The organism is Nonomuraea sp. NPDC003727, from assembly GCF_053586935.1.
This window is the reverse complement of record NZ_JBSFNE010000005.1, coordinates 359,659-374,863: the sequence shown is the minus strand read 5'-3', so window position 1 is coordinate 374,863 and position 15,205 is coordinate 359,659. Positions and strand designations below refer to the sequence as shown.

The 15,205-nt window shown below is 73.5% G+C and carries 17 protein-coding genes; 11 read left to right on the top strand and 6 right to left on the bottom strand.

Annotation, left to right across the window (positions count from 1 at the left end):
• Nucleotides 1-24: 24 nt before the first annotated feature.
• On the top strand, nt 25-1,272 hold the full coding sequence (locus ACWDLG_RS15925) for a 2-C-methyl-D-erythritol 4-phosphate cytidylyltransferase (protein ID WP_449920372.1): 1,248 nt from the start codon (nt 25-27) through the stop codon (nt 1,270-1,272).
• 193 nt (nt 1,273-1,465) lie between these two features.
• Here the strand turns inward: ACWDLG_RS15925 and ACWDLG_RS15920 are convergent, their stop codons facing one another.
• Nucleotides 1,466-2,488, bottom strand: coding sequence for a glycosyltransferase family 2 protein (locus ACWDLG_RS15920; RefSeq protein WP_449920370.1), 1,023 nt, complete (start codon nt 2,486-2,488; stop codon nt 1,466-1,468).
• Between the two features lie 80 nt (nt 2,489-2,568).
• On the opposite strand from ACWDLG_RS15920, the gene ACWDLG_RS15915 reads away from it, so the two are divergent.
• The 9 genes from ACWDLG_RS15915 (at nt 2,569) to ACWDLG_RS15875 (ending at nt 9,620) form a co-directional block, all read left to right on the top strand.
• Nucleotides 2,569-4,008, top strand: coding sequence for an LCP family protein (locus ACWDLG_RS15915; protein WP_449920367.1), 1,440 nt, complete (start codon nt 2,569-2,571; stop codon nt 4,006-4,008).
• 50 nt (nt 4,009-4,058) lie between these two features.
• Nucleotides 4,059-4,412, top strand: coding sequence for an STAS domain-containing protein (locus tag ACWDLG_RS15910; RefSeq protein WP_354906047.1), 354 nt, complete (start codon nt 4,059-4,061; stop codon nt 4,410-4,412).
• 88 nt (nt 4,413-4,500) lie between these two features.
• Entirely contained in the window at nt 4,501-5,337 is an 837-nt protein-coding gene (locus tag ACWDLG_RS15905) for an LLM class flavin-dependent oxidoreductase (protein ID WP_449920364.1), read from the top strand.
• Between the two features lie 72 nt (nt 5,338-5,409).
• Nucleotides 5,410-6,144 carry a DUF4097 family beta strand repeat-containing protein gene (locus ACWDLG_RS15900; protein ID WP_449920361.1) on the top strand — a complete coding sequence of 245 codons (735 nt, stop codon included), beginning with the start codon at nt 5,410-5,412 and terminating at the stop codon, nt 6,142-6,144.
• Nucleotides 6,145-6,239: 95 nt separating this feature from the next.
• Nucleotides 6,240-6,854 (top strand): GNAT family N-acetyltransferase, encoded by a 615-nt coding sequence (locus ACWDLG_RS15895; protein WP_449920358.1) that lies wholly within the window; start codon nt 6,240-6,242, stop codon nt 6,852-6,854.
• Nucleotides 6,855-6,870: 16 nt separating this feature from the next.
• Nucleotides 6,871-7,350, top strand: a complete 480-nt coding sequence (locus tag ACWDLG_RS15890) for an RrF2 family transcriptional regulator (protein ID WP_449920356.1) — start codon at nt 6,871-6,873, stop codon at nt 7,348-7,350.
• A gap of 48 nt (nt 7,351-7,398) precedes the next feature.
• Entirely contained in the window at nt 7,399-8,622 is a 1,224-nt protein-coding gene (locus ACWDLG_RS15885; protein WP_449920354.1) for an FAD-binding oxidoreductase, read from the top strand.
• Between the two features lie 38 nt (nt 8,623-8,660).
• Nucleotides 8,661-9,209, top strand: a complete 549-nt coding sequence (locus ACWDLG_RS15880; protein WP_449920351.1) for an exonuclease domain-containing protein — start codon at nt 8,661-8,663, stop codon at nt 9,207-9,209.
• A gap of 114 nt (nt 9,210-9,323) precedes the next feature.
• Nucleotides 9,324-9,620 (top strand): hypothetical protein, encoded by a 297-nt coding sequence (locus ACWDLG_RS15875; RefSeq protein ID WP_354906060.1) that lies wholly within the window; start codon nt 9,324-9,326, stop codon nt 9,618-9,620.
• A gap of 235 nt (nt 9,621-9,855) precedes the next feature.
• On the opposite strand, the gene ACWDLG_RS15870 is transcribed toward ACWDLG_RS15875, so the two are convergent.
• The 5 genes from ACWDLG_RS15870 to ACWDLG_RS15850 all read right to left on the bottom strand — a co-directional run bounded on the left by ACWDLG_RS15870 (nt 9,856) and on the right by ACWDLG_RS15850 (nt 13,729).
• Nucleotides 9,856-11,526: a PH domain-containing protein gene (locus ACWDLG_RS15870; RefSeq protein ID WP_449920347.1), complete on the bottom strand. Its 1,671-nt coding sequence runs from the start codon at nt 11,524-11,526 to the stop codon at nt 9,856-9,858.
• On the bottom strand, nt 11,523-12,011 hold the full coding sequence (locus ACWDLG_RS15865; RefSeq protein ID WP_354906064.1) for a PH domain-containing protein: 489 nt from the start codon (nt 12,009-12,011) through the stop codon (nt 11,523-11,525). The genes ACWDLG_RS15870 and ACWDLG_RS15865 overlap by 4 nt, the downstream gene beginning before the upstream one ends.
• Nucleotides 12,012-12,147: 136 nt before the next feature.
• Nucleotides 12,148-12,279 carry a hypothetical protein gene (locus ACWDLG_RS15860; protein WP_449920343.1) on the bottom strand — a complete coding sequence of 44 codons (132 nt, stop codon included), beginning with the start codon at nt 12,277-12,279 and terminating at the stop codon, nt 12,148-12,150.
• Nucleotides 12,280-12,912: 633 nt separating this feature from the next.
• Nucleotides 12,913-13,431 (bottom strand): TSUP family transporter, encoded by a 519-nt coding sequence (locus ACWDLG_RS15855; RefSeq protein ID WP_449920579.1) that lies wholly within the window; start codon nt 13,429-13,431, stop codon nt 12,913-12,915.
• Nucleotides 13,432-13,576: 145 nt separating this feature from the next.
• On the bottom strand, nt 13,577-13,729 hold the full coding sequence (locus ACWDLG_RS15850) for a hypothetical protein (protein ID WP_449920341.1): 153 nt from the start codon (nt 13,727-13,729) through the stop codon (nt 13,577-13,579).
• 94 nt (nt 13,730-13,823) lie between these two features.
• On the opposite strand from ACWDLG_RS15850, the gene ACWDLG_RS15845 reads away from it, so the two are divergent.
• Nucleotides 13,824-14,987: an amidohydrolase gene (locus ACWDLG_RS15845; RefSeq protein ID WP_449920340.1), complete on the top strand. Its 1,164-nt coding sequence runs from the start codon at nt 13,824-13,826 to the stop codon at nt 14,985-14,987.
• Nucleotides 14,988-15,205: the final 218 nt, after the last annotated feature.

The following is a 15,205-nucleotide window of genomic DNA, read 5'->3' as shown; positions in this document are numbered from 1 at the left end:
GGAAGAGACCGTTACGCTCGCCATATGGAATCTCGACTGCGGGTCGTCGGAGTGCTCCTGGCGGGCGGCGTGGGGCAGCGGGTCGGGCTCGACACCCCCAAGCAGCTCGTCACGGTCGCCGGAAGGTCGATCATCGAGCACACGCTCGCCGTGTTCGACGCCGCGCCCGAGATCGACGAGGTCGTCGTGCTGATGACGCCGGGATTCACCGCCGAGGTCGAGAAGCTGGTGGCCGCCCGCGGCTTCGCCAAGGTGAGCAAGGTGCTCGAGGGCGGCGCCTCCCGCACCGAGACCACGTGGCGGGCGCTCGACGCGCTGGGCCCGGAGGAGTGCGACGTGCTCCTGCACGACGCGGTACGGCCGCTGCTGGAGCCCCGCATCATCACCGCGTGCGTCGAGGCGCTGGAGCATGACAGCGCGGTCGAGGTGGCGATCCCGAGCTCGGACACCGTCGTCGTGGTGGAGCCGGGGCCGCGCGGCGACGTCGTGCGCGAGGTGCCGGAGCGGGCACGGCTGCGGCGCGTGCAGACACCGCAGGGCTTCCGGCTGTCGGTGATCAGAGCGGCCTACGAGCGCGCCTTCGCCGATCCCGGCTTCGGCGACCGGCCGCCGACGGACGACTGCGGGGTGGTGCTGCGCTACCTGCCCGAGGTGCCGATCGTGGTGGTGGAGGGCAGCGAGCGCAACATCAAGGTGACCCACCCGCTCGACCTCCAGGTCGCGGACACGCTGTTCCGGCTGGCCGCCGCGCCCGTGCCACGGGCGTCCGCGACGGCGCTGGAGGGCAGGACGGTGGTGGTCGCCGGCGGCGACCGGGGGATCGGGGCGGGCGTGGCCGAGCTGGCGCGGGCGCACGGGGCCGCGCGGGTGCTCCATCTGCCGTCCGCGGGCGGCCACGCGGCCGTCTCCGCGGCGCTGGCGGAGGCGGGGAGGGTCGACTGCGTGGTCCACGCCGCCCCCGTACGGCCAGGCGACCGGCTGGCGGCGGCAGGGGACGCCTACCTGGAGGCGGTGGGCGTGGCCAGGGCCGCGCACCCGCACCTGCGCGACTCCGGCGGGCGGCTGCTGCTGCTCACCTCGTCGCGCCTGACGGGCGAGGGGGTCGCCCGGTCGGCGGCCGCCGCGGTGGCCGAGCTGTCGCGGGGCCTGGCCGAGGAGTGGGCGCCGGACGGGATCGCGGTGAACTGCGTCGCGACCGCGGGCACGGACGCCCCGGGGATCGCCGTCGACCTGCTGGCCACCGACCGCACCGGTCAGGTGATCGACGTCTGACGGCGGCTCGGACCGGCGCCGGCGAGCCGAAGCCGCGCGACGCCAGGCGGCCCGGACCGGCGCCGGCGAGCCGAAGCCGCGCGACGTCAGGCGGCTCGGACCGGCGCCGGCGAGCCCGAGCCGCGCGACGTCAGGCGGCCCGGAGGCGCGCGGCGTCAGAGGGGGCCCGCGAGCGGGCCCCCGGGGAACGTGCTCAGTGCTGGGGGCGGGACAGCTCGCGGGGGCTCGTCAGGAACCCCCAGCCCCACGACAGGTGCATCGCCGCGTACACCAGCGGCAGCACCGCCCTGGCCCGTCCCGGCAGCCCGCTGCCGGTCAGCACCGACCCCGCGACGATCGCCAGCGCGTAGCCGCCGGGGATGACCAGGCCCAGCGGGAAGAACGGCGAGACCAGCAGCCCCAGCGCCATCGCCACCACCGCCGCCGGCGGGGCCAGGTAGCGCAGGTTGATCGTGCCCTCGTGGGTGCGGGCCACCACGCGCCGCCAGCGCCCGTAGTGGAAGTACTGCTGGGCCAGCGCTCTGAGGTTGGGCCGCGGCCGGTAGGTGACGCGCATGCGCGGCTGGAACCACACCAGGCCGCCCGTCGCGCGGATGCGGTGGTTCATCTCCCAGTCCTGGGCGCGCTGGAAGTGCTCGTCGTAGCCGCCGACGCGGTCGAGGGCGCTGCGCCGGAACACGCCGAGGTAGACGGTGTCGGCCGGCCCGGCCGTACCGCCCACGTGGAAGGCGGCGGCGCCGACGCCGATCTTGGAGGTCATCGCGCGGGCGACGGCCTGCTCGAAGGGCGTGATGCCCTCGGCCGCCATGACCCCGCCGACGTTGTCGGCGCCGGTCTCCTCCAGCGTCTCGACCGCCACCCTGAGGTAGTCGTCGGGCAGCATGGCGTGCCCGTCGACCCTGGCGATGATCGCGTGTCTGGAGGCGGCGATGGCCGCGTTGAGCGCGTTGGGGGTGCGGCCGGTCGGGTTGGCCACCACGGTCACCCTGGGGTCGGCCGCCGCGATGGCGTCGGCGACCTCCTGGGTGCGGTCGTGGGAGGGGCCGACGGCGAGCACCACTTCGATGGGGCCTGGGTAGGCCTGGGCGAGGATCTGGGCGACGGCCTCGCGCAGGTGACGCTCCTCGTTGAGGATCGGCATCACGACGGAGATCGGCGGCCAGGCGCGCGTCTGCGGGAACGCGGGCTGCGCGGGCGAGTCGGGGAACTGCTTCATGGCGGGCCTCACGCTACTGTACGACCAGGGGAGGAGGGCAATCCAAAGCCCGATTCCGGCGGCGCTTGGAGGGGGCGGGCATGCGCGACCCGGAGGAGGATGACGCGGGTGTGCACGTGGGCGGTGACGCCCCCGGGGGTGTCAGGCTGGCGCCCCGTCGCACGCCGCGCAGGCCGGGTCGCGGGGCGCGGGCGCGGCGGCGCAATCTGATCATCGCGGGCGGCCTGTCGAGCGTCATCCTGGCCGGCACCGGCTGGGTGTGGGCCACGCCCCGGCAGATCGGCTCGGTCGACGCGGGTCTCGGCGCGGTCGAGCAGGCCCCTCGCGGCGCGATGAACATCCTGCTGGTCGGCGTCGACAAGCGCGACGACCTGACCCGCAAGGAGCAGAACCGGCTCAAGCTGGGCCGCGAGTCGGGCGAGCGCACCGACACGATGATGGTGATCCACCTGTCGGAGGACCACCGCAGGGTGACGGTGGTGAGCCTGCCGCGCGACACCTGGACCACGATCCCCGGCAAGGGCCAGCACAAGATCAACTCAGCCTACCAGTTCGGCGGCGCCAAGCTGGCCGTCAAGGCGGTGCAGCAGGTGACGGGGCTGCCGATCACCCGGTACATCGAGGTGAACGTCCTGGGCTTCGTCGACGTCGTCGACCGGCTCGGCGGCGTGACCGTCTGCACGCCGGTGCCGATCGACGACCCCAAGACCGGGCTCGACCTGGCGGCGGGCACCCACCGGCTCGACGGCGCGAAGGCGCTCGGCTACGCCCGCACCAGGGCGACCGCCCGTTCCGACCTCGACCGCATCGACCGCCAGCAGCAGGTCATCTCGGCGATGCTCAGCGAGGCGCTGGCCAACCCGGCCAACCTGATCTCCTTCGTCAACGCCTCGCTCGCCACGATCAAGGTCGATCCCGACGACGGGCTCGTGCCGCTGGTCGAGCAGCTCAAGGGTGTCTCCCTCAACGACGTGAAGTTCGCCCACGTGCCGCTGGCCGACGTCGACTTCAAGACGCCGACCGGCGAGTCGGCCGTGCTGTGGGACAAGGAGCGGGCCACCGAGCTGTTCCGCCGCATCGCCGCCGACCAGGACCTGGCCAAGCCCGCGCCGAAGCCACCGCCCACGCCGAGCACGCGGGCCGTACCGGCCAAGGACATCACGGTCAGGGTGCTGAACGGCACGCTCATCACCGGGCTCGGCGCGCGCACCAAGGCGGGGCTGGTCGCCTACGGGTTCAAGGTGCCGGACGAGCCGGGCAACACCCCGCGCAAGGACTTCGCGACCACGGTCGTACGGTACGCGCCCGACCAGGCCGAGGCGGCGAAGACGGTGGCCGCGGCGATTCCGGGCGCCGAGCTCAAGGAGAGCGACATCAAGGGCATCGAGGTCGTGGCCGGGCGGGACCAGCCGAAGATCCGCAAGCCCGCGTCGGCCACCACGCCGTCCGTGTCGCCGTCGCCGGAGAGTACCCCGGACACCCGCACGGCAAGGGAGAACATCTGCAAAAAGGGGGCATAGCTCCCGTCCATTGTGGGCAGGGGAAGACCGCATGAGCGGAGGTGTCTGAAATGGTGGTCAGGTCCTGGACGGACGGTCGGTTCGCACTCCTCCAGGCGGTCGGGGATCTGGATCTGACGACGGTCCCCCGGATGAGAGCCGAGATCGACACCGTGCTCGCTGCCATGCTCGCCACCATGGAACAGCCGCACCTGGCCATCGACCTGAGCCAGGTGCCGTTCTGCGACTCGGTCGGTCTCGGGCTGCTGGTCTCGACGCTGACCAGGGTCCGGCAGCAGCGCGGCAGGCTGATGCTGATCGTGGGCGACGGGATGATCCCCCACCTGCTGACGATCACCAACCTGGACCGGCATTTCGAGGTGACCGACTCGATCGACGAGGCGCGGCAGGCGCTGGCGGCGTGACCTTGCCGCCGGCTGAGAGCGTTCACTAGCATCGGCGACGCTCGCGCGCCAGGCTGAGGCGCGGCCCCGACCGTCGGAGGATGGCCTGATGAGGCTTGGCGTGATGTTCGACCGCGACCTGCCGCCCGAGCGGCTCGTCCCGTTCGCGCAGGCGCTCGACTCCAGGGTGGACGACCTCTGGGTGGTGGAGGACCTCGGCTGGACGGGCGGCCTCACCTCGGCCGCCGCCGCGCTCGCCAGTACCTCGCGGCTGCGCGTCGGCCTCGGCATCGCGCCGGCCCCGCTGCGCAACCCGATGCTGCTGGCGATGGAGTTCGCCAACCTGGCCAGGATGTTCCCCGGGCGCTTCGTCGGCGGCGTCGGGCACGGCGTGCAGGAGTGGATGCGCCAGGTCGGCGCCGCCGCCCCCTCGCCGCTGGCGCTGCTGGAGGAGACGATCACCGCGGTGCGCGGGCTGCTGCGCGGCGAGAGCGTGACCATGGACGGCAGGTCCGTCCGTCTCGACGAGGTACGGCTGGTGCACCCGCCCGCCGTCGTCCCGCCGGTCGTGGCAGGCGTGAAGAGCCCTCGCTCGCTGGCCCTGTCGGGCCGGGTGGCGCAGGGCACGATCCTGCCCGAGGGTTTCGGCCCCGAGGCGATCGGTCCGGCACTGGAGCGTATCTGCGCGGCGGGCGAGCACGAGCTGATCGTCTTCACCCACCTGTGCGTCGACGACCCGGCCGGGCTGGACGGGATCCGCGAGGAGGTGGCGAGCTTCCTGGAGGTCGACAGGGCCGAGGTCTTCGCCGCCGACGGCTCCCCCGCCCAGGCCGCCGCGGCGGTCAGGGCGCTGTGGGCGGCCGGCGCGAGCACCGTCGTGCTCCGCCCCGTCGGCGACGATCCCCTCTCCCCCGTCGAGAAGCTGCTGTCCGCGCTCCACAGGTAGGGACGATCGGCCGATGGCGGATCGTCCACATGGCCGATAGCAGCGCCGCCGATCGGCGCCACGATCGGCTTCATGAAGCGGATGATCGCACTGGCCGCGGTGGGCCTCGTCACTCTGACCGCCTGCGGACTCCAGCTCGACACGACAGAACGGCACCAGGCCACGACCTTCCCTCACCCGGGAGGCACGCTCACCGTCAAGGCGAGGGTGGGCGATCTGCGCGTGGTCCCCGGCGACGCCTCGGGGGTGAAGGTCGACAGGTGGCTGCAGGGCTCCGCCGGTGAGCCGGGCAAGTCCACGTGGGCGCTGGAGAACGGCCAGCTGTCGCTGCGCACCGACTGTACGGTCTTCTTCGCCACCTGCGGCGCCCGCTACACCGTGCACCTGCCGCCGGGGGTGAAGCTCCTGGTCGAGGGAGGGGACGAGCGGGTGACGCTGTCCGGCCTGGACCAGGACGTCACGGTCGCCACCACCGGCGGCGACATCCTCGCCGACGGCCTGTCGGGTGTGCTGCGGCTGCGCACGAGCGAGGGGCTGATCAGGTCGAGAGCCACCCGGTCGGCCGACGTGCGGGCCCACTCGCGTGACGGCGCCGTCCGGGTGCAGTTCGCCGCCCCGCCGGGCAGGGTCGACGCCCTGTCACGCGAGGGCGGGGTGGTGGTGACCGTGCCGGAGGGCGAGTACGGGATCACCGCGGAGAGCCGCAACGGCCGTACCGATGCGGAGTTCAAGGACGCGGGCAAGGGAAGTGAGAGGACCATCGTGGCCAGGAGCGTCGACGGCGACGTCAGGGTCTCCCGAACGTAACCGGCGGGCCTGCGCCGGGGGTGCGCTCGGCGGTACGGCGGGCGGTGCCTGGTACGTTCGCGCAATCGCTACTGTGCGCGAGGGGGATGAGCCAGATGGCGGAGATTCGACCGTTCCAGCCGTACGATCTGCCGGGCATGTACCGCGTGTGTCTCCAGACGGGAGACTCGGGCAAGGACGCCACCGCGCTCTACCACGACCCCGACCTGCTCGCCCACATCTACGCGGGCCCCTATCCTGCCGCCGATCCCGGCCTGAGCTTCGTCGCCGTGGACCGGCGGGGCGTGCTGGGCTACATCATCGCCACCGCCGACACCCCGGCCTTCCAGCACTGGCTGGAGGAGCACTGGTGGCCCGGCCTGCGGGCCCGCTATCCGCGCACGATGGCCGCCGACCCCGGCGACGGCACGCTCGACTGGTGGTGCGTGAAGCGTATCCACGACGCCAGGCCGACACCCGACGAGCTCTACGACCGCTACCCCGCCCATCTGCACATCGACGTCCTGCCGAGGGGGCAGGGGGCGGGTCTCGGCCGGCGGCTGATGCGGACGCTGCTCGACGAGCTGCGGGCCCGGGAGGTGCCGGGCCTGCACCTCGGGGTGGGCGCGGGCAACGCCGGAGCGTTCGCCTTCTATCAGGCCATGGGGTTCAGCGTGGTCCGGCCGGATTCGTGGGGCGCGACCATGGCGATCTCAATTCTAGACGTGTAATATCCAGGATATGCGGATGAGCGAGGGCGTCGAGTGGGCGCTCCACAGCTGCCTCAACCTCTCGTGGATAGAGACGGGCGAGGCGATGACGGCGGCCAAGCTGGCCGCCTTCTACGGCCTCCCCACGGCGTACCTCAACAAGCAGTTGCAGGCGCTGGCGCGGGCGGGCATCCTCAGCTCGACGTCGGGCCCCAAGGGCGGGTTCCGGCTGGCCCGTCCCCTCGACCGGATCACGCTGATGGACGTGGTGACCGCGATCGAAGGCGCGGACGAGGCGTTCAGGTGTGAGCAGATCCTGCGCCAGGGCCCCGGCGGCAGCCCGCACGTCGACTACCGGGAGTCCTGCGTGATCGCGCAGGCGATGCGCAGGGCGGAGCTGGCCTGGCGGCACGAGCTGGCGAGCCAGACGCTGGCCGACATCAGGCAGACCGTCGAGGCGCGTTACCCCGCGACACCCGCAGGCACCCGATCGTGGTTCGCGAACCTGCGGACCTGATCGTCCCATGACACGATCCTGGATATCTGACATCGCGAACGGTGGCTGATGGTGAACCTTCTCCTCCCCGGGGACGCAGGCTTCGAGCAGGCGACCCGCCCCTGGAACCTGGCCGTCGACCAGCCCGTCAGCGCGGTCGCCGAGGTGCACGACGCCGACGACGTGGCCGACGCCGTCAAGCTGGCCCGCAAGCAGGGGCTGGCGGTGGCGGCCCAGCCGAGCGGGCACGGCGCGAGCGGCGACGTCGACGGCGTGCTGCTGCTGCGTACCCGCGGGCTGTCCACCCTGGAGATCGACGTGCCGGCCAGGACCGCGCGTGCCGGCGCCGGCGTCGCGTGGGGCCAGGTGCAGGCGGCGGCCGGCCCGCACGGCCTGACCGGCCTGCCGGGCAGCTCCCCCGTGGTGACCGTCACCGGGTACACCCTGGGTGGCGGCCTGTCCTGGTTCTCCCGCGCGCACGGCTGGGCCTCCTCCAGCGTCCGCTCCTTCGACGTCGTCGACGCCGAGGGACGGCGCGCCACCGTCACCCGCGACGACGAGCTGTTCTGGGCGCTGCGCGGCGGAGGCGGCGACTTCGCTCTGGTCACCGCCATCGAGTTCGACCTCCACCCCGCTCCCGACCTGTACGGCGGGCGCGTCCTGTGGCCGGCCTCCCGCGCCCCCGAGGTCCTGGCGGCCTTCAGGGAGATCACCGCGACCGCGCCGGACGAGCTGACCCTCTGGTTCGAGCTGCTGCGGTTCCCCGGCGCCCCGCCGCTCGTCGCGGTGGACTCCACCTACCTCGGGCAGGACGCGAGCCGGCTGCTCGCGCCGCTCGACCGGATCGGCGGAGCGCTGTCCGACACCCGCGGCCGGATGCCGGTCGCCGCGCTCGGCGACATCACCGGCGAGCCGACCGACCCCTCCCCCGGCGCGTCCAGGGCCCAGCTGATCAGCGAGCTCGACGGGATCCTGGACCGGCTCATGCCCATCGACCCGCTGATCGGCGTGCAGATCAGGCACCTGGGCGGGGCCCTCGCGCGGCCGTCCGACAGCGCCGCGGGACAGCTCGACGACCCCTACCTGCTGTACCTGTTCGGCATGCCCGGCGTCGAGGACCGGCAGCGGGAGATCATCGAGGGCGGGCACAAGCCGTTCACGTTCCTGTCGCCCGGAGAGAGCGCCGAGGCCGCCTTCCCCGCCGAGACCCTCGCCCGGCTGCGCGACATCAAGCGCCGCCACGACCCCGACGGCGTCTTCCGCAGCAACTACCCGGTGCTCGGCCGAAACTGAGATGACCCCGGCCCTGTGGCCTCTCTACGCTCGCCGACATGGAACTGAACGTCGTCGACGTCGAGGCCACCTGCTGGGACGGCCGGCCGCCGCCGGGATCGGTCAGCGAGATCATCGAGATCGGGCTGACCGTCGTCGACCTCCGCACGCGTGAGCGCCGCTCCCGCCACCGCATCCTCGTACGGCCGGCACGGTCCACGGTCAGCGCCTTCTGCACTGACCTGACCGGGCTCACCCAGGCCGAGGTCGAGACGGGAGCGGGTTTCGCCGAGGCGTGCAGGATGCTGGCGGCCGAGCACGCGGCGGGGTCGCGGCCGTGGGCGAGCTGGGGCGACTACGACCGCCACCAGTTCACCCGGCAGTGCGCGGCCACCGGCGCGGCCTACCCCTTCAGTCGCCGTCACACCAACGCCAAGGCGGTCTTCACCGAGGCGCACGGGCTGCGCAAGCGGCCGGGGATGGCCGAGGCCCTGCGGATCGCGGGACTTCCCCTGGAGGGACGCCACCATCGCGGCGAGGACGACGCGTGGAACATCGCCGCGCTGGTGCTCAGCCTGGCCGATCAGGACGCCTGGCCGATGACCTGAGCACTCCCCCTCGTGGCGACTACGCTGCGTGATCGAGCGAATACTACATTGCCGACATGGGGTCGTTGACCATGACTCCACCCGCTTGATCACTCTCTCGGGAAGGAATCTTCCGTGAAGATCATTGTCGCCCTGCTCGGCTTCGCCCTCCTCGCTCTCTTCGGCCCCGTCTCGCCCGCCCACGCCGCCGCGACCCCCACCTACACCTGTGTCATCGTGAACCTCGGCGAGGACGGCACGCTGACCGGCGCCTACTGCCAGGGCACCGACGGCGCGCCCGCCCAGGGGCCGATCCTCGAACCGTTCGCCGTCTGGTCGCCGTTCCAGCTGACCCGCATCATCCTGTGCACCTCAGGGGAGGCCGACACGCCCACGGGGATCACCGGTTACGGCTGCCAGCGCCTCTTCTGAGCCGTCCGGGCCGGCACGCCGCGCGCCGGGGACGGCGGCGCGCTGCCCGCCGCCACGCACGCCGAACGGTGGCATGCCCGCCGCCGTGCCCGACGGACGGTCGCATGCGGGGGCGCTGCGACCGACGGACGGTCGCATGCGGATCGCCGCGCCCGACGGACGGTGGTGCGCTGGTCGTCGCGGTCGCCCGGCGGGCGGTGGCGCGCTGGTCCTCGTCGCCGCGCGCCCGTCTCATTCATGAACGCGGCGGCGCCGGCGGGGAGGCGCTGGAGATGAGGAAGGGAGCCAGGAGCCCGGGAACCGCCTCCTCGGCGAACACCACGCCCTCCCCCACGCCGACGTCCTTCACCCGGTACGCCCCCGCCGCCGTCGCCGCCGTCAGCGTCATCAACCCCCTGCGCCGCTGCGCCGGCGACGTGCCGAACGTCCAGCCGATCACCCCGTCCCTGCGCAGCGCCACCGTCCTGCGCAGCGCCGTGCCGTACCGGGTCACCAGGTACGGCCCGGCCAGCCCGTGCCCGAGGCTGCGATAGGCGCCGACGGCCAGCGGCACGGTCACCAGCGCGCACGCGGGAGCGAGCAGCCACAGCGCGCCGGGAACCCAGCTCAGCCACGCCCCGAGCCCGGCCAGCGCGAGCGCCGCCGGCACGAGCGGCCAGACCGCCCGCAGCAGCCGCCGCCGCAGCGCCGCCCGCGGATGGGGGCGCAGCGGCACCTCCAGCGCGGGCCCGCCGAGAACCTGCGCGGCCACCCGCAGCGCGGTCACCCGGGGCGCGGGCGGCAGCAGCGCGGCCGACGTCCGCTCCTCGCTGTCGTCGGGCTTCATGCCGGCGACCAGCGCGCGCAGCCTGGCGCCGCCGCCCCAACGCAGCGGCACCGGCTCGGCCAGCTCGACCCCGCGCAACCGGCTCTCCTCCAGCGACAGCGACCGCGTGGTGAGCAGGCCGCGCCGTACCCGGTAGGCGCCGTCGGACTCGCGCGACAAGCGGAAGCGCCACCACACCTCCACGTACAGGGCCAGCGCGCCCACCAGCCCGATCACCGTCACGGTCACGACCGCCGCCACGACCAGCAGCGCCGGCGAGGTCGTGCTCGCCGCGGCCCAGGCGTCACGCAGGAACCCGACCTCGGAGGGCTCGACTCCGAAGATGTCCAGCACGCGGAAGAAGGCGCCGAACGGGGCCAGCCCGATGAGCGGCGTCCAGCTGCTCAGCAGCGCGAACCCGATCCAGCGCGGGCGCAGGGCCGCGAGCGTGTTGTCCCGCTGCGCCGCCGTCCCCCCGCCGAGCAGCAGCCGACGCAGGTGCTCGGCCCTGGGCCCGGCGATCGCGTCGAGACGGAGCCCCGCCTGCTGCTCGCCCGCGTCGACGCGCACCACCGCCAGGCCGAACAGCCGGTGCGCGGGCCCGGCCGTGAGGTCGACGGCCCTGACGCGGTCGCGCGGGATCGAGCGGTGCCGCCTGAACAGCAGCCCGGCGCGCAGCTCGACCCGCTCGTCGGTGACGCGGAACCGGGTGGTGGCGTACCGGAGCGTGACGAGCACCGCGATGCCGGCGAAGACCGCCAGCAGGGCGACGAGCGAGATGACCGTCCGCGGGCTCGGCCCCGCGAGGGCGACGACGGCCGTCGCGGGGATCGCCGGGCCGATCACCCAGCCGAGCCCGGTCCCCACCGTCCGCCGGTCGAGCCGCTCCCACCCGCCGGACACGTCACGCCCCTCCGCGCCACGCCCGGTCACGTCCCGCCCTGTGATGTCCCGCCCTACCATGTCGTGCCCGGTCGTCTCGCGCCGGGTCATGTCGCGAGCGGTCACGTCGCGCGCGGTCACGTCGCGTCCCCCGGGACGGCCTGCGTCCTGCACATCCCGCCCGGTCACGTCACGCCCGGTCATGTCACGCCCGGTCACGTCGCGTCCCCGGGGACGGCCTGCGTCCTGGCCGTGAGCCGCTCGACGAGGTCGGCGGCTAGCACGTGGTCGAGCCCCTGGATGGTGATCGAGCCCGCCGCCGAGGCCGTGGTGACCTTCACCCCGGACAGCTTGAAGATCTGCTGCAGCGGCCCCCGCACGGTGTCGACGGTCTGGATGCGCGACATCGGCGCCACCCGCGCCTTGTACCACACCCAGCCGGAGGCCGCGTAGACCGCGTCCTCGGTCGTCTCCCACCGGTGCACGCGGTAGCGCCGGCGCGGCATGATCGCCGCGTACGCCACGCCGGGCACCGCCACCACGGCCAGCGACAGCAGGAGCCACGCCCGGGCGGGCGGGATCAGTAACGCCAGCAGGCCCAGCACGAGAACCGGTGGCACGACGGGGACCAGCGCCTGGGTCGTCCACCATCGGACCGCTCGCGGGTCGACCTGGTGCCGGGGTGGCCGAAGTTCGAGTCTCATTCCGTCTCCTTGCGGGGCCCAACTCTGGCCGGTCAGCTCAATTTCTGACCACTTGGCCAAAATTTAGCACGAGCGAACCACACGGCGGAGCCACCAGTGGGGGTACCGGCCTTGTCGCCCGCCGCGTGTGGGAAGGTCAGGGCCGGTAGGGGCCGGAGACGACCTCGTCGATGTACGTGACCATGTTCGAGTAGCCGGGTGTGCCGATGAGCAGGCCGAACCAGGTCCGCGGTCGCGTCGGGACGTAGGGGTTCGGGGCCACGCTCACCCGGCCCGTGGCACAGCACTCGCCCCGGGCTCCGGCTTGACGAACGGGACGGCTCCCCCAGGTCCTGCCGCCGACCGCGTGAAACCGCCGTCGATCTCACGGCCCTCCGTGTCGTCGAACGGGTCGCCCACGCCGTCGGCGCCGACGATCCGCCCCGAGGTGCGCGCGCCCAGCTCCCCGTCTCAGGGAGCGGCGAGGCTGCCGTTCCGCCCCGGCCGCCGGCGAGGTGCCGAGGACGCCGAGCCGGGCGGCGGCGGTCGCGCTCGCGAGGAGTGTGCGATACATCGTGCCGCCCCTGCCGTCGGGCCGGGGACGCCTGATCACCAGGCGGGAACCGGAATCCGTTCCGATGTCTCACCTCATCCAGGACCGGGCAATCGCCAAGCCCGGTGCCCGCGCGGCCCGGCGGCGGTCAGGCCGACCCCTCAGACGATCAGGCCGGGTCGGGCGGCCAGGCCGGGTCGGGCGGCCAGGCCGGGTCGGGCGGCCAGGCCGGGTCGGGCGGCCAGGCCGACCCCTCAGACGATCACACCGGCCCCTCAGACGATCAGACCGGCCCGTCGGGCGGTCAGGCCGGCCCCGTCGGACGATCAGGCCGGCCCCGTCGGACGATCAGGCCGACCCGTCGGACGGTCAGGCGGGCGTGCGCGCGGTCTCCGGCTCGCTCTCGCGCGGCCGCAGCTCGACCTCGAGCGACTCGACCAGCGTGGCGGCCTTGTCCCTGCGGTAGGCGCGAACCGAGTGCGTGATCGCCCCGGCCCAGATCAGCGCGATGGCCAGGTAGGCGACGGTCTGCACACCCCCGGGAGCGGCGATCCAGTCGCTGCGCAGCAGCGTGCGCAGGTTGGTGAGGATGATGACGCCGCCCACGGCCGAGCCGAGGATGCGCGGCGGGATGTGCCGTACCAGCCAGGCGGCGATGGGCGCGGCGAGGATGCCGCCGAGCAGCAGGACGCCGACCCAGGTGAAGTCGATGTTCTGCGAGCCGATCCCGACGAGGAAACCGGTGCTGGCCGCGAGGGCGACAAGGAACTCGCTGGTGTCGACCGAGCCGATCACCTTGCGCGGCTCCAGCCGGCCGCTCGCGAGGATGGCGGGCGTGCCGACCGGGCCCCACCCGCCGCCGCCCGTGGCGTCGACGAACCCGGCCAGCAGGCCGAGCGGCGCCAGGAACCGCTTGCGCAGCGGCTTGCCGAAGTCGGCGCGGGGCAGCCCGAACCTGCGAGCGCGCTGAGCGAAGTGGCCTCGCGCGCACGCCAGCTGTCAAGAGCGTATTGACGCGGCAACGGCTCCCCTCTCAGGTGCGCTGGTCTCGCAGGGTCTGCAGCAGATCGGCGGCTCGGGCTTCGGCGGCCGCGGCCTGCTGGTTGGCGGTCTGCGCCGCGGCCTGGGCGGCGGTGAGCTGCCCACGCACCTCCCCCAGCTGTTGCTTGGCGACAGCCACCTGCACCACTACCTCGCGGGCTCCGACGGCACGTCCCCAGGCCGGGCGGAAGCTCCAGGTAAGAGCGAGATTTCCGAACCAGGAACACTAGGGTGCTGCCATGACTGACACCCTCCTCCGCGGCGGCCGCCCCTGGGGTCTCGACGAGCCGGCCGACGTCCTGGTCCGCGACGGCGTCATCGCCGGGATCGGTGCGGCGGCCGACGCACCGGGGGCGCGCGTGGTCGACGTCTCGGGCCAGCTGGTGCTGCCCGGTCTCGTCGAGGCGCACTGCCACCTTGACAAGACCCTGTACGGCGGGCCGTGGGTGCCGCACTCGGCCGACGACACGCTGGCCGGGCGCATGTCCAACGATCTGGGCCGCAGGGCGGAGCTGGGGGTGCCGAGCGTCGAGCGCGTCATCGCCCTGCTGGAGCGGATGAGCGCGTTCGGCACCACGCACGTGCGCACCCACACCGACGTCGACCCCGCCGTCGGGCTGCGCGGCGTCGAGGCGGTACGGCAGGCCGCCGAGGCGCTGAGCGACCGCGTCAGCGTGACGCAGGTCGCCTTCCCCCAGCACGGCCTGCTGACCAACCCCGGCACCGCCGCCCTGCTGGAGGAGGCACTCAAGAGCGGCGTCGAGGCCATCGGCGGCCTCGACCCCGCCGGTATCGACCGCGACCCCGTCCGTCACCTCGACGTCGTCTTCGGGCTCGCCGAGGCGTACGGCGCGCACATCGACATCCACCTGCACGACGGCGGCTCGCTGGGCATGTGGGAGCTGGAGCTGATCGCCGAGCGCACCGCGGTCACCGGGCTGGGCGGCAGGGTCACGGTCAGCCACGCCTACGCCATGGGCCAGGCCGACGAGACCCAGCAGGGCCGTCTGGCAGAGAAGCTCGCGGCGGCGGGCGTGACGATCGCGACGGCGGCCGTCTACAGCTTCCCCGTCCCCGCGGTGAAGGTCCTGCGCGCGGCCGGGGTCACGGTCGCGTGCGGCCATGACGGCATCCGCGACCTGTGGGGGCCGTACGGCTCGGGCGACATGCTGGAGCGGGCGATGCACCTGGCCTACCGGAGCACGTTCAGGCGCGACGAGGACATCGAGCTCGCGCTGGAGGCGGCGACGTACGGCGGAGCCCGCGCGCTCGGCCTGTCCGGATACGGCCTGGCCCCGGGCGACCGGGCGGACCTGGTCGTGGTCCCCGCGGGCGGGGCGGCCGAGGCGGTCGTCGTCCACCCGCCGCGCACGCTGGTGATGAAGGAAGGCGTGATCCTCTGACCGCCACGACGTACCAGGGACAGCCGTACCAGGGGCAGTGGCAGGCAGCCGGCTGACGGGTAGGGGCAACCCATGAACGTCGTGGTGCTGTCCGACACGCACGCGCCGCGCCGCTGGAGGTCGTGCCCGCCTCCGGTGGCCGACCGGCTGCGCGGCGCAGGACGCGATCCTGCACGCGGGCGACGTGAGCGTGCCGTCCGTGCTGGACGCGTACGCGC